The organism is Streptomyces sp. NPDC005898, assembly GCF_040629635.1.
Lineage (GTDB): Bacteria > Actinomycetota > Actinomycetes > Streptomycetales > Streptomycetaceae > Streptomyces.
Map to the genome: position 1 here is coordinate 102,958 of NZ_JBEXWC010000005.1, position 26,747 is coordinate 129,704.

The following is a 26,747-nucleotide window of genomic DNA, read 5'->3' on the forward strand; positions in this document are numbered from 1 at the left end:
GGTGGCACCATGGGCGCCATGACCATCTCCGACCCCACCGGTGTCGTCGTCGTCACGGGCATCATGGCGGCCGGAAAGTCCACGGTGGCCCAGGCGTTGGCCGAGCGGCTGCCGAAGTCCGCGCATGTGCGGGGCGACGTCTACCGGCGGATGATCGTCTCGGGCGGCGCGGAGTTCGAGCCGGGGGCCGGGGGAGAGGCGGAGGCGCAACTGCGCCTGCGGTACGGCCTGTCGGCGTCCACCGCCGACGCGTACGCGGCCGCCGGCTTCACGGCCGTCGTCCAGGACGTCATCCTGGGCCCGTGGTTGCGGACGTACGTCGACCTGCTGCGCACCCGCCCCGTGTACGTCGTCGTCCTCGCCCCGCGCCCCGAGGCGGTCGCCGCCCGGGAGGCCGGACGCGGCAAGACGGGCTACGGCGCGTGGACGGTCCAGGACCTGGACACGGGCCTGCGCGAGACCACCCCGCGCCTCGGCCTGTGGCTGGACAGCTCGGAGCTCTCGGTGGGGGAGACGGTGGACGCGATCCTGGCGCGCCTGGAGGACGCGCGGATCGCCTGAGACCCGCCGCCACGGGCCCGGCGGGGAGCCCGGGCCCGACTCTGGAGTCCAGACACGAGACGACCTCGGTCAGCGCGCTGCCGTGCGCTGCTCGTACACGGTCACTCTGCGGCCGCGGACCTGGTCGTCGGTCACTGCCCTGAAGTACTTCTTCAGCACGGAGGTTTTCATTCTGTCCCGTGCTCCCTTCAAGGGGCTCGCGACCCCAGGTGCGTCCGTCACCAGCAGTATCCGGCGCTGGGCCAGCATCGCGGCTCGTATGCGGGCCGGGTCCGCCTCCACACCTTTCAACGTCCCGGACTTTTCCGGGCTCTCCACGAGCGCTATGTCGTGCAGACCGGTGAAGGCACTGGGTGAGACGGACTTGGTGTCCCTGCGGGCCGACGGGACGAAGAGGACGGCGTTCCCGGGCTTCTTCAGGCGGCGTACATCTGTGGCCGCCGCTTTCACGTCATCGACGCGGCTGGCCGGGGAGCGCTTGGCCAGGGACTGGGGCAGCAGCGCCGCCATCGCCAGGGCGAGCACCGCGGGGAGAACCCACTTGGCCGCTCTCGGCAACCGGGGCGCGACAGCGGCCACCAGCGAGCCGACGACCGCGCCGATCAGCAGGGCGAGCCCCAGCAGACCGAACAGGATGTACCGGTCCAGGAAGAGCGGCTGAATCAGTGAAAGACCGACAAGACCGATGTGCGGCACCGCCAGCAACGGCAGCCCCACGGCCGCCACCGACAACCGCCCTGCTCGGGGCCGGTCCAGCAGTGCTCCGATGCCACCGATCACTAGGAGGACCGCCGGGCCGATCAGCATGTGCCAGGTCAGCGGCGGTATCCATGACACTTGTGCGGACTGGCTCCGGCTGAAGAGGACCAAGGGCAGTACGCACGCCGTCGCTGTCGCGGAGACCGTGGCCCAGCGGGTCCACACGGCGCGCTCCGCTCGAGACCAGATCAAGGTCAACAGGTGGGCGGGCAGCATCATGAGCGACAGCCAGTTCAGCAACCCGCACACCAGGACGGCGGCGCCGTATGCGGCCCAACCCGCCGATCGGCCATGCCCTTGAAGCAGGGTGACGAGCAGCAGGGTTGCTATGCCGGCCCCGGCTGCGACCAGCGCGTACGGCCGCCCCTCCTGCAGATAGAACTGCACGGCCGGAAGCAGCCCGAAGGCCATCCCGCCCGCGAGGCCCACCCAGGGGTCGGCCAGCCGACGGCCGATGATCGCCACGCATGCCGCCGCCACTCCCATGGCAAGCACCGAGGGCAGCCGTAGGGTCGCGGTGCTGGGCCCGAAGCATTCGAACAGTACGTGCATCAACAGGTAGTAGCACCCGTGCACGACATCGACGTTCCCCAGCATGTGCCATATCTCGCCCGTGGAGCGTCGGGCCACTTGCCACGTCGCGGCCTCGTCCCGCCACACGCTGTCCTGCCGCGACAAGCCCCACAGACCGAAGACGAACGTCCACACCATGGGGACCAGCCAGACCAGGACATGGCCGTGCGCCGGGCTCACGGGACGTTTTACGAACGTGTTCTCGTCTCCGGCGGGTGACGGAGGTGCTGGGCGGTCAATGGGCATGAAAAAGGGCTCCCCGAGCGGCGGTTGGACGAGGCGGGAGAGCCAAGAGGGCACGAGGAGGCCGATCGATGACCACGGTCGTGTGCACGCGGCCCCCGGCCCGGTGCGCGGCCCCGTTGCAAGCCGACTTGATCAACAATGCCATCGCGGCGTCGGCCTTCCCCACGCCGACTGGCCGAAAACCATGCAACGGAACTGGGTCCGTGGCGTCGCGGCTGACTCTTCCTCGGGGATCGCAGCCCTGTCGGGCGTTTGTTCATAAGCCTTCCGCGCGCTCGGCAACGCGCGTCACTATGCCTGGTTCTCGATTGCCCGAAAACAGCCCATGGCTGACGCGACCTCGGTCGCACATAACATGAAAGATGCAAGAACCACATATTACCTACGTCACATGATCATCTAGTTGCGTAGCCGCCACTCTCCGCAGCAGGATCGCTACTTGTTCGGACCGTGACCCGTCCGGACGCACTCCAGGTTGAAAAGGGGATCAACTATGAACAAGCGAAATGGAATTAAGGCCGCGGTCGCGACCGTAGGCCTCATCTTCGCCGCAGCCACTCCCGCGCTTGCCACCACTGTCGACGTCGGCGGCGGTTCGTGGAGCTACGACAAGGGCGCCAACACGGCGTGGTCGAACTACAAGCACCCGAACAACAAGCACGCGTCCTCGGTGAAGATCGGTTCGCAGCTCTACAAGAGCGGGTGCACGGCCAAGGGGCAGTGGTCCAAGGCCTCGGGTACGCGAAACGGTGGCGACATCAGCTACTACTACGACCCGAGCTGCTGATTCTCTGGCCGTAAATCAGCTTTCTGGGCATGCGGGAGTGGCGCCGCTCGCGCATGCCCGACTTGCTGTGGTTATGGGACCTGGTTATTCGCCCCAAGAACTTCTCCTTCCCGGCTTTCGCTTCTCGGCACGTGCGCCTCGTGCGCCCTCAACCTAGGTATCCGATGCTGCACCGAGGTATACGATTCGTCCACGCCGCCCTCTTGGCCTTGTCCGCAGTGCTGGCATTTCTGTCTGTGCGAGGGTTGGACGAGGGCGGCGTCCTGGGGAACTCGGGTCTGGTGAGCGTCGCCGATTCAGACGATTCGGTGAGCGGTGTTCGAGTCGTCCAGGCCATCAAGGCTTTCTCGGCCGAACATGGCGTCGGGGTGGCTCGTGAAGTACCTGACCTGAAGAACCCGGACGCGGTCCGCCATCTGTACATGACTCCCGGTGCCGGCGACTCCTCGGCAGCGACATGGCTGGACGAGGGGTATCCGGAGTTCAGCAGGAACTATGAAACGCGCGTGCATCCGATCTCCGAAGTCGGACAGCAGGATCCGCGGGGTTCCTACTATGTCTTTGGGGCGGCTGGGGCGGCTGATGATCTGGTGGCCATGTTCAGCGACCTCGGCCTGAATGCCAGCGTCACCCACCCTCTCTCGTACACCGAGCTGGCTGACACGTACTCGGGCGACCCGCTGTTCAGGGCCTTGTGCGTGATAGCCCTCACGGCGCTGACGATGACCGGCGCGAGTGTGCTGCTCAACGCGAAGACCTATGGGGTCCTGCGGATGCAGGGGATGTCTTTTACCGGCATCCTTCTTCGCGATCTACGTCAGATGGCGGTGTTCTGGCCGGTTTCCGCCGTCGTGGTGGCGGTCGTGACGCTGGTCTCCCTCGGTCTCTACAACGAGTTCGCCTGGTTCGGGCTCTTCGCCTCGGTGGCCGTGGGAATCGCCGCCTTCTTGCTCTTCGTGGTGCTGGCCACGCATGCGGCCGTGCTTGCTCTGACCTTCAAGGTCGATGTACTGCGGGCCCTCAAGGGCGAACTGCCCTCGCGCGCGGCTACAGTCAGCGTCTACCTCGTACGCATCCCGGCGCTGCTGCTCGCTCTCAGCATCGCCGCGAGCGTCAGCCTCGCCGCCCGGGATGTCCTGACGCGCGAGGAGAACCGGGATCGCTACGAAGCCGTGGGCGATGCGGTTTCGATCCGGCTCAGCGGCGCCTATGCCATGCAGCAGGATCAGTTGGACAAACGCGTCGGTCCCTGGCTGCGCGAAGCCGACAAGCGGGGCGAGGTGGTGGTCGCCGGGCGCAGGGATCTCCAGGGGTCCGCCCCGGACGCGCGCCTGCCGGCTGGTGAGATCCTCATCGTCAACGAAAAGTATCTCGCTGAGCAACCGGTCCTCGATGCTGCAGGGCGGCGTCTTGCCCGCCCTGCAGGTGGAGGAAAGAAGCCCGACTCGCGCGCGGTACGCGTCATCGTCCCTGCTCCTCTCGCCGCGCAGACATCGGTCATCACCAAAGCTGCTGCCCAAATAATTGACCCGGATCTCAGTCGCGACATTCCATTGGAGACCTTGACGGGCAAGCAGGGGCAATATCTCTTCGGTTACAACACCGGCTCATATGTCTACAATGCGGGACACAGTCCGAACGAGGATCGTTCCGTGGTGCGCGACCCGGTTGTCGTCGTCGTGCCCAATGGATCGAACTTTCTCACAAATGACGCCTACACCACATTCGCAACGCAGGGCGGGATCGTCTTCCCGAACCCTGAAGAGGCGCTGAATGGCATAAAGGCAGAGAAGTTGCAGGACTACGTTAATTCCGTGAGTCCCATCGGCCAGAAGACCGCTCTGGACCTCAGGAAAGCGGCCAACGAGATGTCGGTTCAAGTCTTTAATCTTGCTGTCGCCGTTCTGGTTCTTCTCGCCGCCGGTGTGGGTGTTTGTATCATTTACTCGCGAAAGAACGCGCAACGTATATTCGTACAGAGTATAAGTGGCTGGCGATATGTGGCGACTCATCGTTTCATTCTGGCCGTCGAGGTTGCTATCGCGATCATCTTTGCCACCCGGGTTCCTTTCGAGGTCTGGCAACAGAATCAGGAGCTGAAGGATTTCGCGGCGGCTGGAGCGCCTGCCCCGTACGAACCACTGCACATCACAACACTGGATATCGGAGTCATTACTGCTCTCGTTGTCTTCGCGTTCGGGGCCGTGCTCATTGCTCTTGCGCTCTTCCATCGTCGAATCGTGAAGGAAGGGGCGGCCGTCGCATGAGTGCCGCCAGGCGAGAAGGATTTTCATTCAGTTGGGGTGTATCGTGATAGACGTCCAAAGCCTGTCCAAGTCCTTTGGTGCGAGATCCTTGTGGCGGGACGTGTCCTTCACTGTCAACCAAGGCGAAATGCTCGCTCTCGTCGGGCCGAGTGGATCGGGTAAGTCAACCCTCCTCAACTGTCTTGGACTGCTGGACAAGCCGAGCGCCGGGGTGATCCGGTACGAGGGGAAGGACATCACCCGTTTCGGTAAACGTGAGACCCGCGAGTTCCGTAGGGACACTCTGGGCTACCTGTTCCAGAACTATGCCTTGATCGATAACGTGACTGTCGGCGAAAACCTGGAAGTGTCTGCCAGGCCACGGCGGGGAGCGAAAGGGCAGAGAGGCGCGGTCATCGCCGAGGCTCTTGGCCGGGTCGGCATGGCCGGGCGGGAGAAGGAGCTGATCCACTATCTCAGTGGTGGGGAACAGCAGCGTGTGGCGCTGGCTCGGCTCATCGTCAAGCAGCCGGCCCTGGTGCTCGCGGACGAGCCGACCGGTGCTCTCGATGACGCCAACTCCGCTATCGTCATCGATATTCTGCGTGAGATGAGCGAGGCCGGATGCGCGGTGGTGATCGCCACCCACGATGCCGACGTCCGTGAGCGGTGTGACGCCGTATACGCCGTGCGCGATTCCTCGCTCGTCGGCTCCTCGTGACGTGAGGTAGTACGGACTTGGGCCCACGGGGACGTGGGTCCAAGCCCGCTCGTCCCGCGGTGGAGGCCGTGGCGGGAATCGAACCCGCGTAACTGGATTTGCAGTCCAGCCCCTCAGCCACTCGGGCACACGGCCGTGCACCGGGTTCCGGTGTGCGAACCCGACCCCTTGAACGTAGACGCCGGCGCCGCCCCCCTCAAGCAAACGGCCACCCCCGCAACGGGACCGCCACACCCCGTTCACGAACAGGCGAACTCCACCCGCCGCGCGAACGCCTCGAACTCCGCGCTCCAGCGCACCTTGTCGTACAGCTCGACGACCACGGCCCCGAGGGCGCGCAGAGTCCGCCCGGACCCGGTCTCCAACGCGTTGCCCAGCGCCTCGCGCCCGTACGCCAGCGAGGTCTCACAGTCGCCCGCGAGGACATAGGCGTGCGCCAAGTGGGCCTGGAACAGGCCCTTCTCGTGGTGGAAGCCGGTGTCCCAGACCTCCAGGCAGGAACGCATCTCCTCCGTGGCCGGCTCCAGACTGCCCACCCTGAACAGGATCATCGCCCGCTGGGCCCGCAGGTAGTTGTCGGTCATGAAGCTGGCCGACACGCCCAGCGGGTCGCGCCGGTCCTCCATGGGCCCGTGGATCATCTCCTGGGCCATGTCCAGCGCGTTCAGCGCCTCGCGGGCGTCGCCGAGCAGCGCCCACGCCTGGGCGCGCTGCTGGTGCCCGAAGGCCTGGAGGCGGCCCGGCCGCGGGTCGCCCGCCACGGAGTGCTCGGCGAGACCGAGGCCCACGTGGGCGTCGAAGCCGTCGGTGGCCAGCTGTGACCTGCGGGCATGGAAGTACCCGGCGAGTTCCGGGTCCCCGGCGGCGGTGGCCAGCATCGCCGACTTCTCGGCGTAGGAGCCCGCGGTCTCGTGGTCGCCGCGGCTCTGCCAGAGCCAGCCGAGGAAGTCCATCCAGGCGGCTTGGAGCTTGAGGATGTCCCTGCCGAGCGCGCGGTCGCCGGTCTGCTTGCGCATCGAGGTGAGGACGGCGACCTGCTGCTCGGCCAGCGGCAGCACCTGGGCCGGGCCGAGGGAGCGCTCGGAGGCGACCAGGGAGCGGCGCAGCGTCGCGAGCGACTCGATGAGCGCGGGGTCGATCCTGATCTGGCTGCCGCTCCTGCTGACGCCGTCGGTGATGAGGGCGCCCGCGAGGCCGCCGACGCGCTGGATGAAGCCTCTGCGGTCGGTGTCCGCGCCCATGCCCATGCCTCCGGTCGCGGGGGTGGGCGGGGGTGCCGGGAGGTGGAAGTGGTTCTCCGTCACGTGCTGGTCGCGCCCCGACTGGTACACGCGTCCGCCGCCGTCGGCCTCCCCGTGGAAGCGGGGCGGGTTCCCGCCGGCCGGGCGCACCGGCGTCACCGCTCGGTGATGTGCTGGTCGCGCCCGGCCTGGTAGATCCGGCCGTGGTCCTTGGCGGTGGCGTGCATCCGGACGCTCGCCTCCTGCCCCTGCGGCGGGGAGATCCGGGCGAGCAGGGTGCGCACGGCGTCGACCGCCTCCGGGTCGGACAGCAGTACGGCCATCACCTGCCCCTGCCAGGCCAGGCGCAGGGCCTGCGCCGTCACCTCGTCCTGTGGGGTGCCGGCGGCGGCCAGCAGGGTCGTGCGGGCCTCGTCGAGGTCCCGCGTCACGGCGTCGGCGCCCTCGGGGCGGAAGCGGCGCCACAAGGCGACGACGCCGTCGCGCGCGTGCTGCCACGCGTCGGTGGTCAACGCGCTCACCAGGGTGGTGCCGGCCACCCCCGCGACGGTGACGATCTCTGGATCCACGCCTGTCCCCGCTTCCCCGCTCCCGCTGCGCCGACGCGGCTCAGCGTAGGCAATGCCCGTCGGGGTGACCAGGGTCGGGTCGAGGGGGCAAGGGACTCCACTAGGAGAGGGAGTGGAACGGTCTATCTAGTGCCAGGAGGTGGTCGTCACGAGGTGGTCGAGGCAATTTGGCGGGGAGGCGCGGGGCGGGCCGCCCGGCGTCCGCATTGACGAACCAATCCGCACCCGGCAGCGAAAGGGAACCACCCACCCCCTTCCTCGGGGGCCTGCCTCTGACCGGCACGCCGGAGCCGCCACACTCCGGATGAGCAGGGTGGCCCCCGGCACCCATCAAAGGCACCGCACGGCCGAAGGCATCCCGGTGGGCCCCGCCGGGAGGGGGGCCGGCGTTCCGGCCACGGGGACGGACGCAGGAACGTACGCGTTGGAACGTAAGTGCGAGGGGCGGGACGTCCGTGTGAGACCGGTCGCACCCGCCCCGGCCCCCGCCCCGATCTCACCGGCACCCCGATCCATCACCGGTAAGGTGGCCCGGTTGTCGTACGTACCCGAGCCGTAAAAACCCGGAGACCGTGACTACCACCAGCGCCGCCGCCAACTCCTCCCACCACCTCTCGCCCGCCTTCCCCGGCCGCGCCCCCTGGGGCACCGCCAACAAGCTGCGTGCCTGGCAGCAGGGGGCGATGGAGCGGTACCTCCAGGAGCAGCCGCGAGACTTCCTGGCCGTCGCCACCCCCGGCGCCGGCAAGACGACGTTCGCGCTCACGCTCGCGTCCTGGCTGCTGCACCACCACGTCGTGCAGCAGGTCACCGTGGTGGCCCCCACCGAGCACCTGAAGAAGCAGTGGGCGGAGGCGGCCGCCCGGATCGGCATCAAGCTGGACCCGGAGTACAGCGCGGGGCCGCTCAGCAAGGAGTACCAGGGCGTCGCCGTCACGTACGCGGGCGTCGGCGTGCGGCCGATGCTGCACCGCAACCGCTCCGAGCAGCGCAAGACGCTCGTCATCCTGGACGAGATCCACCACGCCGGTGACTCGAAGTCGTGGGGTGAGGCCTGCCTGGAGGCGTTCGAGCCGGCGACGCGGCGCCTGGCGCTGACCGGTACGCCGTTCCGCTCCGACACCAACCCGATCCCCTTCGTCACGTACGAGGAGGGCAACGACGGCATCCGGCGCTCGGCCGCCGACTACACCTACGGCTACGGCAGCGCCCTCGGCGACGGCGTCGTGCGGCCCGTGATCTTCCTGTCGTACTCGGGCAACATGCGGTGGCGCACCAAGGCGGGGGACGAGATCGCGGCCCGGCTCGGCGAGCCGATGACCAAGGACGCCGTCTCGCAGGCCTGGCGCACCGCCCTGGACCCCCGGGGCGACTGGATGCCGAACGTGCTCAGGGCCGCCGACAAGCGGCTCACCGAGGTCAGGAAGGCCATCCCGGACGCGGGCGGGCTCGTCATCGCCTCCGACCAGGACTCCGCGCGCGCCTACGCCAAGCTGATCCGCGAGATCACCGGGACCAGGGCCACCGTCGTCCTCTCGGACGACACCGGCGCCTCCCAGCGCATCGACGACTTCAGCGCGAGCACCGACCGGTGGATGGTCGCCGTCCGCATGGTGTCCGAGGGCGTCGACGTGCCGCGTCTGGCGGTCGGCGTGTACGCGACCACCATCTCCACCCCGCTCTTCTTCGCGCAGGCCGTCGGCCGTTTCGTACGGTCCAGGCGGCGCGGCGAGACCGCCTCCGTCTTCCTGCCCACCGTGCCCGACCTGCTCACCTTCGCCAACGAGATGGAGGTCGAGCGCGACCACGCCCTCGACAAGCCCAAGAAGGAGGGCGAGGAGGACCCCTACGCCGAGTCCGAGAAGGAGATGGACGAGGCGAACAAGGAGCAGGACGAGGACACCGGCGAGCAGGAGCAGTTCTCCTTCGAGGCGCTGGAGTCCGAGGCCGTCTTCGACCGGGTGCTGTTCGACGGCGCCGAGTTCGGCATGCAGGCGCACCCGGGCAGCGAGGAGGAGCAGGACTATCTGGGCATCCCCGGACTCCTCGAACCCGACCAGGTGCAGATGCTGCTCCAGAAGCGGCAGGCCCGGCAGATCGCGCACAGCAGGAAGAAGCCGGACGAGGAGGCGGACCTCCTGGAGCTGCCCGCCGAGCGGCGTCCCGTGGTCTCCCACAAGGAGCTGCTCGGGCTGCGGAAGCAGCTCAACACGATGGTCGGCGCGTACGTCCACCAGAGCGGGAAGCCGCACGGCGTGATCCACACCGAGCTGCGGCGCACCTGCGGCGGGCCGCCGAGCGCGGAGGCCACGGCGGGGCAGCTGCGCCAGCGCATCGAGAAGGTCCAGGAGTGGGCCACCCGCATGAAGTGAGCCGCGCGGCGCTCGGCCGTCCGGCAGGAGCGGGGCGTTCCGGGTGGGGAGGGGTTGTGCGCAGGGCGTGCGCACGCCTGCCCTCGCGCCCCGCGTAACGGGGCAATGGGGGCGCCGCGGACCTCCCGATGCCCGGATTCTGGACGAAGTCTTCCGCTCAGCGGGACGGCCTCGCTACTGTCCCCGCACACGCACACGCCCCGTGGCAGCGCCGCCGCGGAGCGCAGCCGGTGTTCCGACCGGCGGCCTCTGACGCGCGTCGCCCACGGGACCGGCGGCGCAACCGCCGCGTAAGGAGGTCGCCGACCCTCACCAAAGGAGTGGGCGTCGTGACCGCGGAGACATCCCAGACGCTGGACCGAGGACTGCGCGTCCTCAAGCTGCTGGCCGACACCGACCATGGCCTGACGGTCACCGAGCTGTCCAACAAGCTCGGTGTGAACCGCACGGTCGTGTACCGCCTGCTCGCCACGCTCGAACAGCATGCCCTGGTACGACGGGACCTCGGCGGGCGCGCCCGCGTCGGCCTCGGCGTGCTGCGGCTCGGCCGGCAGGTGCATCCGCTGGTCCGCGAGGCCGCGCTGCCCGCGCTGCGCTCGCTCGCCGAGGACATAGGGGCCACGGCGCATCTGACGCTCGTCGACGGCACGGAGGCCCTCGCGGTGGCGGTGGTCGAGCCCACCTGGACGGACTACCACGTCGCGTACCGCACCGGTTTCCGCCATCCCCTGGACCGGGGCGCCGCGGGCCGCGCCATCCTGGCCGCCCGGCAGGGGCTGGCGACCGACCCCGGCTACGCGCTCACCCACGGGGAGCTGGAGGCCGGGGCGAGCGGCGCCGCGGCCCCCCTGGTCGGGGTGACCGGCATCGAGGGCAGCGTGGGCGTGGTGATGCTGGCGGACTCCGTGCCGGAGCGGGTGGGGCCGCGGGTGGTGGACGCGGCGCGGGAGGTCGCGGACGCGCTGCGCTGAGCTCGGGCGGGCGCCGTCGCCGGTTGCGCCGGGCTCGTCCTCGAACGCCGGACGGGCTCGGTGGCTCCAGGTCGCCCCGGACGTCACGTTAGATTGATCCCGTGGTCTTCTCCCTGCCTCGTTTCACGCGCCCCCAGGTCCTCCTCGTCTGCGCGCTGCCCGTCGCGGCGCTGCTCGCCGTGGCGGGGCTCGCGCCGCTGCCGTACGCCGTGGCGCAGCCCGGGGGGACGGCGAACGTCCTGGGGAAGTACGAGGGCGAGCCGGTCCTGACCATCACCGGCGTGCCCACGCGGGAGACGAAGGGCGCCCTGCGCATGACGACGATCGTCGCGACGGGGCCCGAGATGGACGTGCGGCTCGGCGACGTGGTCGACGGCTGGTTCCGCCGCGACCGGGCCGTGATGCCGAAGGACTCCGTCTACCCGACCGGTGACAACGTGAAGGAAGTCCGCGAGCACAACCTCGGGGACATGAGGAAGTCGCAGGACGAGGCCACCAAGGCGGCGCTCGGCTACCTGAAGGCGAACGGCTTCGACGACACCGGCAAGGTGAAGGTCAAGGCCGACCTCGGCGCGATCGGCGGCCCGAGCGCAGGCCTGTTCCTCTCGCTCGGCATCATCGACAAACTGGACGGCGACGGCAGCGGCGCCGACCTCACGGGCGGCCGCGACATCGCGGGCACCGGCACGATCAACGCCGCCGGCGAGGTCGGCCCGGTCGGCGGCGTCGCCCTGAAGACGCGGGCCGCGCGCCGCGACGGCGCGACGGTCTTCCTGGTCCCGAAGGCCGAGTGCGCCGACGCCCGTGCCAACCGCCCCAAGGGCTTGCGCCTCGTCCCGGTCACCACCCTGAAGGGAACGGTCGAGGCCCTGCGCTCCCTCGCCAAGGGCACCGCCGTCCCGAACTGCTGACCAGCCGCAGCGCGGCCCGGCGGCCTGTGCTCAGGGGTCCTCGGACGCCTGTTCCACCAGGGGGATGATCCGTAGGGGGACGGGGTTTTCCATGACGATCGCCGTGGAGGCCCGGACGATGCCGGTGAAGCCCACCACGCGGTCGATCACCCGCTGGAGGTCGGCGTTCGAGCGGGCCACCAGGCGGCAGAGCATGTCGCCGTGGCCGGTGATGGTGTGCAGTTCGAGGACCTCGGCGACGGTCGCCAGATGGGCCCGGACGTCCGCGCCCTGGCCCTGTTTGATCTCCAGCGTCGCGAACGCCGTGACGGGGTAGCCGAGCGCGGCGGGATCGACCTCGGGGCCAAAGCCCCGGATGACCCCGTTGGACTGGAGGCGGTCCATCCGTGCCTGCACCGTGCCGCGCGCCACGCCCAGCCTGCGGGACGCCTCAAGGACCCCGATCCGCGGCTCGCGCGCCAGGAGCACGATGAGCCTGCCGTCCAGATGATCGATCGCCATGCGGCCTCCCGGATGGTCATGATGTACAGATAGCCCGCTCATCCTGATCCTCCGCTGGGCAATCTGACCACTGAAAACGCAAACTATTGCGCACCTTGTCAATCGGGTGGAGCCTCAGCTCATGACTGAGACCAGCACCCACCCCACCCCCGACACCGCGCGTGAGGCCGATCCCTTCCCGGTCAAGGGAATGGACGCGGTCGTCTTCGCCGTGGGCAACGCCAAGCAGGCCGCGCACTACTACTCCACCGCCTTCGGGATGAAGCTCGTGGCCTACTCCGGACCGGAGAACGGCAGCCGCGAGACCGCCAGTTACGTGCTGACGAACGGCGCCGCCCGCTTCGTCCTCACCTCCGTCATCAAGGCCTCCACCGAGCGCGGCCACTTCCTCGCCTCCCACGTGGCCGAGCACGGCGACGGCGTCGTGGACCTCGCCATCGAGGTGCCGGACGCCCGTGCCGCGTACGCGTACGCCGTCGCCCACGGCGCGCGCGGGATCACCGAGCCGTACGAGGAGAAGGACGAGCACGGCAAGGTCGTCCTCGCCGCCATCGCCACCTACGGCAAGACCCGCCACACGCTGGTGGAGCGCACCGACTACGACGGCCCCTACCTGCCCGGTTTCGTCGCCGCGAAGCCGATCGTGGAGCCGCCCGCCAAGCGGACCTTCCAGGCGATCGACCACTGCGTGGGCAACGTGGAACTCGGCAGGATGAACGAGTGGGTCGCCTTCTACAACAAGGTCATGGGCTTCACGAACATGAAGGAGTTCGTGGGCGACGACATCGCCACCGAGTACAGCGCGCTGATGTCGAAGGTGGTGGCCGACGGCACGCTGAAGGTGAAGTTCCCGATCAACGAGCCCGCCATCGCCAAGAAGAAGTCGCAGATCGACGAGTACCTGGAGTTCTACGGCGGCGCGGGCGTCCAGCACATCGCGCTCGCCACGAACGACATCGTGCAGTCCGTCCGCACGATGCGCGCGGCCGGCGTGCAGTTCCTGGACACCCCCGACTCGTACTACGACACGCTGGGGGAGTGGGCCGGGGAGACCCGGGTGCCCGTGGAGACCCTGCGCGAGCTGAAGATCCTCGTCGACCGCGACGAGGACGGCTACCTCCTGCAGATCTTCACCAAGCCGGTCCAGGACCGCCCGACGGTGTTCTTCGAGATGATCGAGCGGCACGGCTCGATGGGCTTCGGCAAGGGCAACTTCAAGGCGCTGTTCGAGGCGATCGAGCGGGAGCAGGAGAAGCGGGGCAACCTCTAGCCGCCGCTCCGGCCGACGCCGCTTCGGTCCACGCCGCTCCGGCGCACCCGGTCACCGGGTGCGCCACTGGTGGTCGGGCAGGAACGTCACGTCGTACCGCTCGGGGACCGTGCCCCACTTGTGGGGCTCGGGGATGAGCGGCTGGTGCGGAAGGCCGTGCTGCCCGGTGGGCGCGCCGAGGTTCTCGAAGAACCGCTCGAAGGTCCCGCCGGGTCCCGCGGCGACGCCGACGACCTGGCTGTGGTGGCGCTCCATGCGGTAGGCGTGCGTGCAGTTCTTCGGTACGAAGCCGAAGTCGCCCGGGGTGAGCAGCCTCTCCTGCTGCTCGCCCTCGGTGTCCTCGACGAAGAGGCGGACGGCGCCCTGGGTGACGTAGAAGACCTCGTGGGTGTCGGCGTGCACATGGGCGGGGATGAGGTCGCCCTTGGGGCCCTCCACGGTGAAGAAGTTGAAGGTGTTCTCGGTCTGCTCGCCGCCCGCGTAGACGGTGATCAGGTCGCCGAACAGATGGGCCCGGTCGCCCTCGCCCTTCTCGATGAAGTAGGGCTTGCCGGGGTCCGCGGGGATGCGGGAGGCGGACCGGTGGCGCGTGGCGTACTCGATGGCCATGGAATGCTCCGGAGGAGTCGGGACCGAACGGGATGTCAGGTAGCCTGACATTGCCGGGTGCCGGTGAGCAAGCCGGTGAGCACATCCTGTGAGGAAGTCATGCCGTCCACCCAGCGCGACCTGCCCCAACTCCTCGGCGACGCCCGCCGCTGGTTCGAGGAGGGGCTCTCCGCGGCCATGGCCGCCGCCGGGGCCGCCCCCGTCTCCCCGACCCAGGTGCAGCTCTGCTCCGTACTGGACGACGAGGGCACCACCGTCTCCGAACTCGCCCGGCGCATGGGCGTCACCCGCCAGACGGCCCACCAGGCCGTGCACGGCCTCGTCGCCGCCGGCGTCCTCGAACAGATCCCCGACCCCGCCTCCGCCCGGCAGCGCCTGATCAGGCGCACCCCGGCCGGCGCACGCGCGCACCTCCAGGCCAAGGCCGCCCTCGCCCGCCTGGAGGAACACCTCGCCGAACGCATCGGCGAGGACCTGGCCGGCGCCCTGCGCACGGCCCTGGAAGCCCCCTGGGGCCCGCCGCCCGCCCCCGACTCAGCTGCCCGCTGACGCCGAGGAGGCCCCCGCCGATGCCCCGCGAGGCGCCGTCCGCCGCGCCGGAGGGCTCGGCAGCGGCGGTGGCGGAGGCGCGTCGGCCGGCGCGTACATCTGCGCCGGACCGCCCTCCGGCGGCTCGCCCAACGCCTCCAGGGCGCCCTTCGCCTCGGGCGCGGCGAGCGGCGAGAAGTAGGGGTTGATCCGCAGCGCCTCCCCGATGTGCCGCCGGGCGGCCCCGTAGTGGCCGAGCTGCCGCTCGATCTCCCCCCGGTGATAGGCGAACAGCGCGTTGCCCGGGCCCTTCTCCGTCGCCTTGGTGGCGAGCTTCAGGGCCGCCTCGCCGTCGCCGGCCCGGTGCAGCGCCCAGCCGAGCGCGTCCGCCGTCGCCGGGCCGCCGTGCCGCTTGTACTCCGCCGTCAGCCGCTTCACCGCCGCGTCCGCGTCGCCGTGGTCCGCCTCGAACAGGCCGAGGATCCGCTCGTTGTTGACGCCACCCGCGCTCTCCTGCTTCACGCGCGCCCGCAGCATGTCGTACTGGGCGCGCGCGGCCGGCCGCAACCGCAGCGACTCGTACAGCTCGCCCAGCTCCAGGGCGTACTCCGGCAGCGGCTGCCTGGTCAGCGCCGAGCGGTAGGCCTGCAGCGCCTCGGAGGTGCGGCCGAGCGCCGCGAGCGCGCGGCCCCGGCCCGCCAGCGAGGCGTGGTGGTCCCGGTCGGCGGCGAGCGCCGCGTCGAAGTAGCGCAGCGCCTGCGCCGGTTCGCCGCGCTCCCAGGCCAGCTCCCCGGCGCCGTGCAGGCACGCCGCCTTCTCCGCGGGGGTCTCGGCGAGCGCCACCGCGTCGGACAGGGCCGTGTTGGCGTCCTCGCGCCAGCCGCGGGCGCGGTAGACCTGACCGGTGCGCGACCTGACCCAGGCGCCGGAGCCCAGCTTCCGCAGGGACTCCAGGGCCTTGCCGACCGCCTTCGCGTCGCCGAGCCCGGTGTAGGCCTCGATCAGCGGGGGATACGCCGTCCACCGCGCGGGCGCCTGCCGCACCGCCTGCTCGCCCCACCCGCGGGCCACCCGGAAGTCGTGCCGGGCGTTCGCCAGGGCGGCGAGCCCCGTCAAAGCCTCCGCATTGCCCACGGGCCGCACCTTGAGCGAGGTCCGCAGCGCCTGTTCGGCCTTCGGATACGAGGCGAAGTCCGCCGTACGCAGCCCCCGCGCCACATACGCCGAACCGAGCACCGCCCAGGAGTGGTCGTCGCCGGGGTGCGCCCGCAGATGCGCCTCGCGCTCCCGGATGAGCGCCGTCAGATCGGGCAGCGCGGCCGGCGCCCCCGCCCCCACGGCCAGCTGCGCGCGCCCCGCGGGCCCGAGCGTGCGCGGCGCCGGCTTCTCGTCGTCCAGCGGCACCAGCGCGTGGGCGGCGCCGAGCACCACGGCCCCCACCGCCGAGGCGACCAGCACGCGCCGCAGCGACGAAGGCCTCCCGGGCGGCCTCGCGGGCTCCATGAGGGACGTGGAGGGCGTCAGGGAGGACCGGGACCGGTAGGACTTCATGACGCTCACTGTGCGTCAATACGAAGATCACATCCCGGCGCGCCGAAGGCGTCGCACACGGGTTCACACCGATGGCCCCGGGTGCGAGGCTGTGATCATGAGCCGCACCCTCGTCGCACTGCTCCAGGAGGGACTGCCCGCCGAGGCGGTCCTCACCGATCCGGACGTCACCTCCGCGTACGCCCACGACATGGCGAGCTTCTGCGCGGCGGGCACCCCCGCCGTCGTGGTCCTGCCGCGCACCGTCGAGCAGGTCCAGCACGTCATGCGCACCGCCACCGAGCTGCGCGTCCCCGTGGTGCCGCAGGGCGCCCGCACCGGCCTGTCCGGCGCCGCCAACGCCAGCGAGGGCTGCATCGTGCTGTCCCTGGTCAAGATGGACCGCATCCTGGAGATCAGCCCCGTCGACCGGATCGCCGTCGTCGAACCGGGCGTCGTCAACGCCACGCTGTCCCGCGCGGTCGGCGAACACGGCCTGTACTACCCGCCGGATCCCTCCAGTTGGGAGATGTGCACCATCGGCGGGAACATCGGCACCGCCTCCGGCGGCCTGTGCTGCGTGAAGTACGGCGTCACCGCCGAGTACGTCCTCGGCCTCGACGTCGTCCTCGCCGACGGTCGCCTGATGAGCACCGGCCGCCGCACCGCCAAGGGCGTCGCCGGCTACGACCTCACCCGCCTGTTCGTCGGCTCCGAGGGCAGCCTCGGCATCGTCGTCCGCGCCGTCCTCGCGCTGCGCCCCCGGCCGCCCCGACAGCTGGTCCTCGCCGCGGAGTTCGCCTCCTCCAAGGACGCCTGCGACGCCGTCTGCGCGATCATGGAAGGCGGGCACGTCCCGTCGCTGCTCGAACTCATGGACCGTACGACCGTGAAGGCCGTGAACGCCCTCGCGCACATGGGCCTGCCCGAGACCACCGAGGCCCTCCTGCTCGCCGCCTTCGACACCCCGGACCCGGCGGCCGACCTCGCCGCCGTCGGCGCGCTCTGCGAGGCCGCGGGCGCCACCCAGGTGGTCCCCGCCGAGGACACCGCCGAGTCCGAACTGCTGCTCCAGGCGCGGCGGTTGTCGCTCACCGCGCTCGAAGCCGTCAAGGGCACCACGATGATCGACGACGTGTGCGTGCCGCGCTCCCGGCTCGCGGACATGCTCGCCGGGGTGGAGCGCATCGGCGAGAAGTACGGCCTGACCATCGGGGTCTGCGCGCACGCGGGCGACGGCAACACGCACCCCACCGTCTGCTTCGACTCGGCGGACCCCGACGAGGCGCGGCGCGCCCGCGAGTCCTTCGACGAGATCATGGCCCTCGGCCTCGAACTCGGCGGCACCATCACCGGCGAGCACGGCGTCGGCGTCCTCAAGAAGGAGTGGCTGGCCCGCGAGATCGGCCCGGTGGGAGTGGAGATGCAGCGGGCCGTCAAGGCGGCCTTCGACCCGCACTCGCTCCTCAACCCCGGCAAGCTGTTCTGACCCGCCCCCCGCCGAGCCCCGCGCGACGGCGCCCCCGTGGCCGCGCGGCTCACTCACCGTCCTTGGCGTCGTCCGCGGGCCACGACTCGCGCGGCCACAGCTCGTCCACCCGGCCCCCGGTGGGCGCCAGCAGCTCCGTGAGGCCGTCGTCGATGCCCAGCCGATCGCTCTCCGAGCCCGGCGGCACCACCCGCAACACCCGCTCCAGCCAGGCGGACACGGCGCCGGCGGGGGCCTCCAGGAGGGCCTCGCCGTCCGGTGAGCTGAGCGCCATCAGCACCACGCCCCGGCCGTCCGTCCGCGTCGGCCAGACCCGCACGTCCCCGTGACCGCACGGCCTGAACACCCCCTCCACCAGCAGCTCGCGGGCGAACGTCCAGTGCACGGGGTGCCGCGAGCCGATGTGGAAGGCGATGTGGACGGCGTAGGGATCGTCGGTGCGGTAGGTGAGCCGGGCCGGGACGGGGATGATCCGCTCCGGCGAGAGGATCAGCTTGAGTTCGAGCTCGCGTTCCACCACGGAGTGCATGTCGGTGCGCTTCCTTTCCTCGGAGGGGCCCGGGGAGCGGACCCGTACGAGTGGAGAGCGCGTGGGCCCCGCAGCATTACGCGGGTTCGCGGGATTTCTTCCGGTGTCTTTCACGGGCCGCTCCCGAGCCGCGATCGCGGGGAGCGGGGGCCTCGCGGGGAAAGGGTGGGAAGCGTGCCCGGAAAGTGGTCCGTGGGGCGGGAGCCGCCCGGTGACCCGCGGAGGTCTGATAGATGTGGACCCCTCACACGACCCCCGAGCAGATACGGGACGACGGACATGAGCGCCCCAACTCCGGCCCCAGGCGACGAGCGGCCCCGCGAAGGCTATTACCCCGACCCGTCCATCCCCGGATATGTCCGGTACTGGAACGGCGCCGCCTGGGTGCCCGGTACGAGCCGCCCCGCGCCGTCCGACGGCGAACCCCTGCCGCTCCCGCCCGGTGCGGGCGCCGCCGTGGCGCCCCCGGTGGAGGAGACGGGGCCGCACTTCTTCGACGAGGACCCGGGCGCGCCGTCCGGGCCCGCGTCCGCCTGGCAGGCCGACGCCGCACGCCAGTCCGGCCTCGGCGGCGAGCAGGAGCGCCGGATCTCGTGGGGCGCGGGACCGGGCGGGGCCGACCCGCGCGTACCGAGCGAGGCGGCGCCCGGCCCCGCGCGGGGCGCGAGCGGTCCCGGCGCGGTCACGAGCCGCGCCGCGGAGCCGGGGGCCGCGGCGTCCGAGGCCTCCACCGCCGATGCCGGCGCCCCGAACTCCGGCGCCCCGAACTCCGGCGCCCCGAACTCCGGTGCGTCCAAGCCGGCCTCCGCCGAGGGCACCGTGACGTTCCGCCGCCCCACGGGCCCGGTGAAGTCCGCCGGGGTCCCCGCCCCCGCGACCGGCACCGACGGCACCATGGCGATCCGCGCCATCCGCCCCGCCCCGGAACACCACCCCGACCGCGGCGCCGCCGGACAGGCGCCCGTACCGCCGCAGGCTCCCGTGCCACCGCGGTCCTCGGTACCACCGCGGTCCTCCGCACGGCCGCAGGCTTCGGTGCCGCCCCAGGCCTCCGCACCGGCGCAGACCCCGGCGCCGCACCAGCCCGCCCAGTCCCACCAGCCCCCGCAGACCCCCCACCCCCAGCCCAGCGCAGCGCCCCCGCAGGGCGGTGCGGGTGCGCCCGTCACCGCGGGGCCGGGCGGTGGCTCGGCCTCCTGGGCGCAGCAGGTGCACCAGCTCGCGGGTGGCGCCCCGGACCCGGCGCGGCAGGGCGAGGGGCAGCCGGTCGTGCCGTGGAAGCCGGTGGCCGAGGACCCCTTCCTCGCGCTCGCGAGGAACCAGGCGTCGGCCCGCCCCGCGGGCCTCGGCAGGCGTCTGGTGGCGCGGCTCATCGACACGGTCGCCCTCGCCGCCGTCACCGGCGCGGCGGCGCTGCCGCTCGGCGCCAAGGCCGCCGACCACATCGACAGCAAGATCGACGCGGCGAAGCTGTCGGGCGAGAGGACCACGGTCTGGCTGCTCGACGGCACCACCGCCGGCTGCCTCGGCCTCGTCCTCGCCGTCGTCCTCCTCTTCGGCGTCCTGTACGAGGTGCTGCCCACCGCCAAGTGGGGCCGCACGCTGGGCAAGCGGGTGTGCGGCATCGAGGTGCGGGACATCGAGGAGCACGAGACGCCCACGTTCGGCGCGGCACTGCGGCGCTGGCTCGTCTACAGCGTGCCGGGGTTCCTGGTGATCGGTGTCGTCGGCGTGCTGTGGTGCCTGGTCGACAAGCCGTGGCGCCAGTGCTGGCACGACAAGGCGGCGGGCACCTTCGTCGCCGGGTAACCCGGTCGGCCGCTCGCCGGATGCGCGGGCCGGGCGGGCGCGGTCGACTCGGGCCATGAGCACCCAACCGCCGCGGAACCCGTCGCCGGACGACGACCCCTTCAAGAAGCAGCCGCCGGGTGAGCCCCCGCCGGGCGGTGGCTCCCCCTACGACACCCCGCCCCCGGGCGGCGGCGCCCCGTACGGGAACACACCCCCGGGCCCCGGCGGCTCTCCCTACGGCGTCCCGCCCCCGCCCGACGGCGGCGACCCCTATGGCGGCGGCGGCCCGTACGGGGGAGGAGGCGGCGGCCCCTACGGCGGCGGACCCGGCGGCCCCGGCGGGTACGGCGGTCCTGGCGGGTACGGCGGGCAGGATCCGCTGGCCGGCATGCCCCCGCTGGCCGACAGCGGCAAGCGGGTCCTCGCCCGCATCATCGACATGATCCTCGTGGGCATCGTCGTGTGGCTGCTGTCCTGGCTGTTCAACACATCCGAGTACGACGTCGACCCGGACAAGGTGAACACGGGCCGGTCATTCGGCCAGTCCCTGCTGGCCGCCGTGCTCTACCTCGCGTACGACACCGTCATGATCTCCAGGACGGGGCAGACGCTCGGCAAGAAACTGCTCGGGATGCGCGTCGCGAACCTCAGTGACGGCGCCACCCCGAGCACGCAGACCGCGCTCGTCCGCGCGGCCGTGCTCTGGCTGCCGTTCGCGTTCTGCTGCGCCTGCATCTGGACGGCGATCTGCGGCGGCTGGAGCTTCTTCGACAAGCCCTACAAACAGGGCCTGCACGACAAGGCCGCCAAGACGGTGGTGGTCGGCGTCTGACGGAACACACCCGGTGCGGCGGCACCACGACCGGCGGGCCCGTGACTCACGGGCCCGCCGTTTCACGTACGGACTCGGCGAGCACGGCGCGCTGCGCGGGGACGCGTCCCGAGGCGGCGGCCCCGGCGGGCGCCTCCGACACGGCCGCCTCCGGCGCGGGCGCCTCCGACACGGGTGTCTCCTGCACAGGCGTCTCCGGTGCGGGCGCCGGCACCGTCATCGCCACCAGTAAGCCGAGGCCGAGCGCGGCCACCGCTATCACCGCGACACCGGCCACTCCCGAACCCGTCTGGGAGAGCAGCAGCATGGCGAGCGTGGAGAAGACGACGGTCACCGAACCGTAGGCGATCTGTGCGGTGGTCGGACGTGGCATGGGACGAGGCATGACGTGATCCGTCCTCGGCAGTGATCCCCCCACGTGCTGGCCGTGGGGGCGGATGCGGATATGGGTACCGATCTTCGCGAAGCAAAGGGTGCACGCCGGTGCCGTCCCGCGTGGTGGCGCACCGTCGTTTGACCCTATGACGCTGCATGCCCGACGGGAACGGGCGGTAAGCGTGACCTAACCCACGGTGCCGGAGCACGGGGGGCGCACGGGTTCACGACGTCCATCAAGTGGACGGTGCGGCGCGCTTGTTCGAACGTACGGTGAGCACGTGCCCGGTGTCCGGATAGCGGATCCGCAGGTCGCATAGTGCACTTGGCCTGTTCAAGTCAAGGTCTGTCTTTTCTCCCGCACTTCCGGTCGAATGTCGTCACTTGTGACGCGTACATCGCGCGCGGACCTCCCTTCCGACCGGGATCTCGGTCCGCCATTCGCGCGGGCGCGTGGGGAGGACATTCATCAAGTGACAGTCAGAACACGCACGTTCAGGGCAACGGCGGTGGCCGTAGCGGTGGCCGCGGCGGCCGCCACGTACTCGGTGTCGACGGCCGCGGCCGCGCCCGGGGACGGGGCGCCGGGTGCGGCTCCCGCCGTCGACCGGCAGGACCCGTCGCGCCTCAAGGCACAGGTCGACCACGACCTCGACGGTCCGTTCAGCAAGCAGCAGGCGCAGCAGCGCAAGGCGGCGCTCCAGCAGGTCATCGAGGGCGACGCCAAGGTGCAGAAGCGCGGCGCCTCCAAGGTCGTCAAGCTCGACGACAAGAAGTACGTCGAGCTGGGCCGCGAGAAGACCGACAAGGTCTTCACGATCCTGGTGGAGTTCGGGAACAAGGTCGACGACACGACCATGTACGACCCGGACGGCCCCGAGGGCCCGGAGCAGCCCGTCAAGAAGTACGGCGGCAAGCCCGGCCCGCTGCACAACAAGATAGCCAAGCCCGACCGGGCGAAGGACAACAGCACGGCCTGGCAGGCGGACTACAACCGCAAGCACTTCGAGGACCTGTACTTCGGAGAGGGCAAGGACAGCAAGGGCAACGCCAAGCACTCGCTGAAGACCTACTACGAGAAGACCTCCTCGGGCCGCTACTCGGTCGACGGCGCGGTCTCCGACTGGGTCAAGGTCGACTACAACGAGGCGCGCTACGGCTCGAACTACTGCGGCGACACCAACTGCGCCAACGTCTGGGACGCGGTCAAGGACGGCGTGACCGCCTGGGCCAAGGCCCAGAAGGCCCAGGGCCGCACCGACGCGCAGATCAAGGCGGACCTGGCCAAGTACGACCTCTGGGACCGCTACGACTTCGACAACGACGGCGACTTCAACGAGCCCGACGGCTACATCGACCACTTCCAGATCGTCCACGCGGGCGAGGACGAGTCGGCCGGCGGCGGCGCCGAGGGCAAGAACGCCCTGTGGGCGCACCGCTGGTACGCGTACGGCAACGACGCGGGCCGCACCGGCCCCGGCAACAACAAGGCCGGCGGCACCCAGATCGGCGACTCGGGCATCTGGGTCGGCGACTACACGATGCAGCCGGAGAACGGCGGCCTCGGCGTCTTCGCCCACGAGTACGGCCACGACCTCGGTCTGCCGGACCTGTACGACACCAGCGGCAAGGGCGAGAACTCGGTCGGCTTCTGGTCGCTGATGTCGGCCGGCTCCTGGCTCGGCACCGGCAAGGACGCGATCGGCGACCTGCCCGGTGACATGACCGCCTGGGACAAGTTCCAGCTGGGCTGGCTCGACTACGCCAAGGCCAAGGCGGCCACCACCTCCGAGCACAAGCTGGGCGTCTCGGAGTACAACACCCGCCACCGCCAGGCGCTCGTGGTCGACCTGCCGAAGAAGGCCGTCACCACCAAGATCGTGAAGCCCGCCGAGGGCTCCAAGCAGTGGTGGAGCAACCAGGGCGACGACCTGAAGAACACCCTGACGCGCTCCGTCGACCTGACCGGCAAGGCCAAGGCCGACCTGTCGCTCCAGGGCTGGTGGGACATCGAGGCCAACTACGACTACCTCTACACCGAGGTCTCCACGGACGGCGGCGCCAACTGGACGCCGGTCGACGGCACCGCGGACGGCAGGCCGATCACCCGTGACGCCGGCGACAAGCCCGCGCTGACCGGTGTCTCGGGCGCGTACAAGAAGCTGGTCTTCCCGCTCGACGCCTACGCCGGCAAGAAGATCGACGTCCGCTTCCGCTACTCCACCGACGGCGGCGCGGGCGGCAAGGGCTTCGCGGCCGACGCCATCGCGATCACCGCGGACGGCGCCAAGCTCTTCGAGGACGGCGCCGAGGGCGACGACAACGGCTGGGCGACGAAGGGCTTCTCGCGCATCGGCGAGTCCTTCACCAAGAAGTACGACCAGTACTACCTGGCCGAGAACCGCCAGTACGTCTCGTACGACAAGACCCTCAAGGTCGGCCCGTACAACTTCGGCTTCTCGACCACCCGCCCCGACTGGGTCGAGCACTACCCCTACCAGACCGGCCTGATGGTCTGGCAGTGGGACACCTCCCAGAAGGACAACAACACCAGCCAGCACCCCGGCGAGGGTCTGATCCTCCCCGTCGACGCGCACGCCAAGCCGCTGAAGTGGAAGAACGGCGACCTGCTGCGCAACAAGATCCAGCCGTACGACGCGCCGTTCAGCAAGTACGCGACGGACGCGTTCACGCTGCACAACGCGGACGTCGCGCTGAAGCTCAAGTCCCAGAAGGGCGTCCCGGCCTTCGACGACCACAAGGGCACCTACTGGTACGCGTCCAACCCCACCGGAAGTGTCAAGGTCACTGACACCAACACCAAGATCCAGATCCTGAAGCAGCCGAAGGACGGCTCTTCGATCACGGTCCAGGTGGGCCCCGCCAAGCGCTGATCCAGCGTTAGTGCAGGTCAAGCCATGATCGGCCGTCGCCCCCTAGCGGGCGGCGGCCGATCGTGTTTAGGTGCGTGCTGTGTACTTCTTATTGACGGGGGAGTGATCCGGCATGGCCGCAGGAGGTTTCTGCAAGCTGCCGAACGGCACCGTGGTGGTGGCACTGACCCTGCCGAGCCCGGCGCCGGCCGGCGGCGCGGTCCGCATGATCGTGCACGCTGTGAACCGCGCGAGGGCCCTGACCAGGCTCCGCAACCTCGGCCTGCGGGCGGTGTACCTGCGGGGCAACGCGGAACCGCCCACGCCGGACGAGATAACGGCGGTGCTGCACCACCCGGACGGCCTGATATGGCGTACGGCGCCCAATTCCCTCCAGGAGCTGTGGCACCCGATCCGGGCGCTGCGCCGCTGAGCCCGGCCCCGGAGCGGCCGAGCCCTGTCCCGGGTCAGACGACGGGCTTGCCCGTCAGCTCGACGCCCGCCGCGCGCAGCTCGGCCAGCGCCCGCTCGGTGCTCTCCGCGGAGACGCCCGCGGTGAGGTCCAGCAGCACGGTGGTACCGAAGCCCTCGCGCGCCGCGTCCATGGCGGTGGCGCGCACACAGTGGTCCGTGGCGATGCCGACCACGTCGACCTCCGTGATCTCCCGCTCCCGCAGGTAGTCCGCCAGGGACAGCCCGTTCTCGTCGACGCCCTCGAAACCGCTGTACGCCGCCGAGTGGGCGCCCTTGTCGAAGACGGCGTCGATCGCCCCGGAGGCGACGGCGGGGGCGAAGTTGGGATGGAAGCCCACGCCCTCCGTCCCCGCCACGCAGTGCGGCGGCCAGGAGTCCACGTAGTCCGGCCGGTCCGAGAAGTGCGGGCCCGGATCGATGTGGTGGTCCCGGGTGGCCACCACGTGCCGGTAGCAGGCCGGGGCCTGCCCGATCAGCTCCGTGATGGCCGCGGCCACGTCCGCGCCCCCGGCGACCGCGAGACTGCCGCCCTCACAGAAATCGTTCTGGACGTCTACGACGATCAGCGCGCGGCGCATGGGCGGTGTCCTTTGGTGGGGTGACGACGAGCGGAGGGACGCGGGGTGCGGTGCGGGAAGGGAGCCTGCCCGGGCCCGTCAGAGGTATTCCGTGGGGATGACGGCCTCGCCCCGCGAGAGCTGGGTCGCCGAGAGCGGCAGCCCGGCGCGCGCGGCCGCGTGCCGGTCGCGGACGGTGTCCAGCGGCTCCCGGGCGACGACCCGGCCGCCCTTGACCAGCTCGACCAGGAGCTGGTGGTCCGCCAGCTCGGGGGGCACGGCGCCGGTGCCGACGACCTCCGCCTCGGCGACGCCGTGCTCGTCGGTCCGCCGTGCGGCCCACTTGCGGCCCCCCACGGAGCTCTTGGCGCCCAGCGACTTCTTCGCGACGGGCTCCAGGGGCGCCGCCGGGTCCGCCGAGTGGGCGCGGGCGACCAGCTTGTAGACCATGGAGGCGGTGGGGTGCCCGGAGCCGGTGACGAGCTGCGTGCCCACGCCGTACGCGTCCACGGGCGCCGCCCGCAGGGAGGCGATGGCGTACTCGTCCAGGTCGGAGGTCACCACGATCTTCGTGTCGGTCGCGCCCAGCTCGTCCAGCTGCTGGCGCACCCGGTGGGCGACGAGCAGCAGGTCTCCGGAGTCGATGCGTACGGCGCCCAGCTCCGGCCCGGCGACCTCCACGGCCATGCGGACGGCCTCGGTGACGTCGTAGGTGTCCACGAGCAGGGTCGTGCCGCGGCCCAGCGAGTCGACCTGGGCGCGGAAGGCGTCGCGCTCGCTGTCGTGCAGCAGGGTGAAGGCGTGGGCGCTGGTGCCGACGGTCGGGATGCCGTAGCGGAAGCCGGCGGCGAGGTCCGAGGTGGTCGCGAAGCCGCCGACGTACGCGGCGCGGGCGGCGGCGACGGCGGCCAGCTCGTGGGTGCGGCGGGCGCCCATCTCGATCAGCGGGCGCTCGCCGGCGGCCGAGGACATCCGGGAGGCGGCGGCCGCGATGGCCGAGTCGTGGTTGAGGATGGAGAGGATCACGGTCTCCAGGAGCACGCACTCGGCGAAGGACCCCTCGACCCGCAGGATCGGCGAGCCGGGGAAGTAGACCTCGCCCTCGGGGTAGCCCCAGATGTCGCCGGTGAAGCGGTAGCCGGCCAGCCACTGGAGGGTGGCCTCGTCGACGATGTCCCGCTCGCGCAGGAAGCCGAGGACGTCCGCGTCGAAGCGGAAGTTCTCCACCGCGTCCAGGACCCGGCCGGTGCCCGCCACGACGCCGTAGCGCCGCCCCTCGGGCAGTCTGCGGGTGAAGACCTCGAAGACGGAGCGCCGATCGCCGGTGCCGGCCTTCAGTGCGGCCTGCAGCATGGTCAGCTCGTACTGGTCCGTGAAGAGCGCCGTCGACGGGACATCCACCGGCAGGCCAAGGTCCGCTGTGTTCATGCGA

Annotated in this window: 24 protein-coding genes and 1 tRNA gene; 14 read left to right on the forward strand and 11 right to left on the reverse strand. The window is 70.7% G+C overall.

The genetic code is table 11. From position 1 onward, the window contains the following. Positions 1-18: 18 nt before the first annotated feature. Positions 19-561 carry an AAA family ATPase gene (locus ABZ385_RS09460; protein ID WP_358588059.1) on the forward strand — a complete coding sequence of 181 codons (543 nt, stop codon included), beginning with the start codon at positions 19-21 and terminating at the stop codon, positions 559-561. Between the two features lie 69 nt (positions 562-630). Here the strand turns inward: ABZ385_RS09460 and ABZ385_RS09465 are convergent, their stop codons facing one another. Then, complete coding sequence (locus ABZ385_RS09465) at positions 631-2,031, reverse strand: glycosyltransferase family 39 protein (protein WP_358910864.1); 1,401 nt, start codon at positions 2,029-2,031, stop codon at positions 631-633. A gap of 601 nt (positions 2,032-2,632) precedes the next feature. On the opposite strand from ABZ385_RS09465, the gene ABZ385_RS09470 reads away from it, so the two are divergent. From ABZ385_RS09470 to ABZ385_RS09480, 3 genes are all read left to right on the forward strand, one after another. Next, a complete protein-coding gene (locus tag ABZ385_RS09470) occupies positions 2,633-2,926 on the forward strand; it encodes a lactococcin 972 family bacteriocin (RefSeq protein ID WP_358910675.1) in 294 nt (97 codons plus the stop codon). Positions 2,927-3,207: 281 nt separating this feature from the next. Then, complete coding sequence (locus ABZ385_RS09475) at positions 3,208-5,193, forward strand: hypothetical protein (protein WP_358910677.1); 1,986 nt, start codon at positions 3,208-3,210, stop codon at positions 5,191-5,193. A 100-nt stretch (positions 5,194-5,293) separates the two neighbouring features. Continuing rightward, positions 5,294-5,893: an ABC transporter ATP-binding protein gene (locus ABZ385_RS09480; RefSeq protein WP_358910679.1), complete on the forward strand. Its 600-nt coding sequence runs from the start codon at positions 5,294-5,296 to the stop codon at positions 5,891-5,893. Positions 5,894-5,953: 60 nt separating this feature from the next. Here the strand turns inward: ABZ385_RS09480 and ABZ385_RS09485 are convergent. The 3 genes from ABZ385_RS09485 to ABZ385_RS09495 form a co-directional block, all read right to left on the reverse strand. Then, positions 5,954-6,028 (reverse strand) — tRNA-Cys (locus ABZ385_RS09485). Between the two features lie 104 nt (positions 6,029-6,132). Then, complete coding sequence (locus ABZ385_RS09490) at positions 6,133-7,293, reverse strand: hypothetical protein (protein WP_358910681.1); 1,161 nt, start codon at positions 7,291-7,293, stop codon at positions 6,133-6,135. Then, positions 7,290-7,703 (reverse strand): hypothetical protein, encoded by a 414-nt coding sequence (locus ABZ385_RS09495; protein ID WP_358910683.1) that lies wholly within the window; start codon positions 7,701-7,703, stop codon positions 7,290-7,292. Before ABZ385_RS09495 ends, ABZ385_RS09490 begins: the two co-directional genes overlap by 4 nt. A 572-nt stretch (positions 7,704-8,275) precedes the next feature. Between ABZ385_RS09495 and ABZ385_RS09500 the strand changes: the two genes are divergently transcribed. The 3 genes from ABZ385_RS09500 (at position 8,276) to ABZ385_RS09510 (ending at position 11,957) form a co-directional block, all read left to right on the forward strand. After that, positions 8,276-10,075, forward strand: a complete 1,800-nt coding sequence (locus ABZ385_RS09500; RefSeq protein ID WP_358699658.1) for a DEAD/DEAH box helicase — start codon at positions 8,276-8,278, stop codon at positions 10,073-10,075. 329 nt (positions 10,076-10,404) lie between these two features. Beyond that, a complete protein-coding gene (locus tag ABZ385_RS09505; protein ID WP_160505296.1) occupies positions 10,405-11,046 on the forward strand; it encodes a helix-turn-helix domain-containing protein in 642 nt (213 codons plus the stop codon). A gap of 101 nt (positions 11,047-11,147) precedes the next feature. Beyond that, positions 11,148-11,957 carry a S16 family serine protease gene (locus ABZ385_RS09510; RefSeq protein WP_358699588.1) on the forward strand — a complete coding sequence of 270 codons (810 nt, stop codon included), beginning with the start codon at positions 11,148-11,150 and terminating at the stop codon, positions 11,955-11,957. Positions 11,958-11,987: 30 nt separating this feature from the next. Here ABZ385_RS09510 and ABZ385_RS09515 read toward each other — a convergent pair whose 3' ends face one another. Next, complete coding sequence (locus ABZ385_RS09515; protein WP_358588046.1) at positions 11,988-12,458, reverse strand: Lrp/AsnC family transcriptional regulator; 471 nt, start codon at positions 12,456-12,458, stop codon at positions 11,988-11,990. A 121-nt stretch (positions 12,459-12,579) separates the two neighbouring features. Here ABZ385_RS09515 and hppD point away from each other — a divergent pair, with 121 nt between their 5' ends. After that, positions 12,580-13,728 (forward strand): 4-hydroxyphenylpyruvate dioxygenase, encoded by a 1,149-nt coding sequence (gene hppD, locus ABZ385_RS09520; protein WP_358588044.1) that lies wholly within the window; start codon positions 12,580-12,582, stop codon positions 13,726-13,728. 51 nt (positions 13,729-13,779) lie between these two features. Here the strand turns inward: hppD and ABZ385_RS09525 are convergent, their stop codons facing one another. Continuing rightward, complete coding sequence (locus ABZ385_RS09525) at positions 13,780-14,337, reverse strand: quercetin 2,3-dioxygenase (RefSeq protein ID WP_358910685.1); 558 nt, start codon at positions 14,335-14,337, stop codon at positions 13,780-13,782. Positions 14,338-14,436: 99 nt separating this feature from the next. On the opposite strand from ABZ385_RS09525, the gene ABZ385_RS09530 reads away from it, so the two are divergent. Then, positions 14,437-14,886, forward strand: a complete 450-nt coding sequence (locus ABZ385_RS09530) for a MarR family winged helix-turn-helix transcriptional regulator (protein ID WP_358588040.1) — start codon at positions 14,437-14,439, stop codon at positions 14,884-14,886. Here the strand turns inward: ABZ385_RS09530 and ABZ385_RS09535 are convergent. Beyond that, positions 14,872-16,368: a tetratricopeptide repeat protein gene (locus ABZ385_RS09535; protein WP_358588065.1), complete on the reverse strand. Its 1,497-nt coding sequence runs from the start codon at positions 16,366-16,368 to the stop codon at positions 14,872-14,874. The two genes, ABZ385_RS09530 and ABZ385_RS09535, sit on opposite strands and share 15 nt — an antisense overlap. A gap of 145 nt (positions 16,369-16,513) precedes the next feature. Between ABZ385_RS09535 and ABZ385_RS09540 the strand changes: the two genes are divergently transcribed. After that, entirely contained in the window at positions 16,514-17,884 is a 1,371-nt protein-coding gene (locus ABZ385_RS09540; RefSeq protein ID WP_358699963.1) for an FAD-linked oxidase C-terminal domain-containing protein, read from the forward strand. A 49-nt stretch (positions 17,885-17,933) separates the two neighbouring features. On the opposite strand, the gene ABZ385_RS09545 is transcribed toward ABZ385_RS09540, so the two are convergent. Then, positions 17,934-18,413 carry an SsgA family sporulation/cell division regulator gene (locus ABZ385_RS09545; protein WP_358588036.1) on the reverse strand — a complete coding sequence of 160 codons (480 nt, stop codon included), beginning with the start codon at positions 18,411-18,413 and terminating at the stop codon, positions 17,934-17,936. A 279-nt stretch (positions 18,414-18,692) separates the two neighbouring features. Between ABZ385_RS09545 and ABZ385_RS09550 the strand changes: the two genes are divergently transcribed. After that, complete coding sequence (locus tag ABZ385_RS09550; RefSeq protein ID WP_358910687.1) at positions 18,693-20,222, forward strand: RDD family protein; 1,530 nt, start codon at positions 18,693-18,695, stop codon at positions 20,220-20,222. A gap of 55 nt (positions 20,223-20,277) precedes the next feature. After that, positions 20,278-21,036 (forward strand): RDD family protein, encoded by a 759-nt coding sequence (locus ABZ385_RS09555; protein WP_358910689.1) that lies wholly within the window; start codon positions 20,278-20,280, stop codon positions 21,034-21,036. 46 nt (positions 21,037-21,082) lie between these two features. Here ABZ385_RS09555 and ABZ385_RS09560 read toward each other — a convergent pair whose 3' ends face one another. Further along, positions 21,083-21,409, reverse strand: coding sequence for a hypothetical protein (locus ABZ385_RS09560; RefSeq protein ID WP_358580165.1), 327 nt, complete (start codon positions 21,407-21,409; stop codon positions 21,083-21,085). 475 nt (positions 21,410-21,884) lie between these two features. On the opposite strand from ABZ385_RS09560, the gene ABZ385_RS09565 reads away from it, so the two are divergent. Both ABZ385_RS09565 and ABZ385_RS09570 read left to right on the forward strand, forming a co-directional pair. Next, positions 21,885-24,305 (forward strand): immune inhibitor A domain-containing protein, encoded by a 2,421-nt coding sequence (locus tag ABZ385_RS09565; RefSeq protein ID WP_358580163.1) that lies wholly within the window; start codon positions 21,885-21,887, stop codon positions 24,303-24,305. Between the two features lie 112 nt (positions 24,306-24,417). Further along, entirely contained in the window at positions 24,418-24,717 is a 300-nt protein-coding gene (locus ABZ385_RS09570) for a hypothetical protein (RefSeq protein ID WP_358580161.1), read from the forward strand. A gap of 34 nt (positions 24,718-24,751) precedes the next feature. On the opposite strand, the gene ABZ385_RS09575 is transcribed toward ABZ385_RS09570, so the two are convergent. Beyond that, entirely contained in the window at positions 24,752-25,336 is a 585-nt protein-coding gene (locus ABZ385_RS09575; protein WP_358580159.1) for an isochorismatase family protein, read from the reverse strand. A 78-nt stretch (positions 25,337-25,414) separates the two neighbouring features. Further along, positions 25,415-26,743: a nicotinate phosphoribosyltransferase gene (locus tag ABZ385_RS09580; RefSeq protein WP_358697354.1), complete on the reverse strand. Its 1,329-nt coding sequence runs from the start codon at positions 26,741-26,743 to the stop codon at positions 25,415-25,417. Between the last annotated feature and the right edge of the window lie 4 nt (positions 26,744-26,747).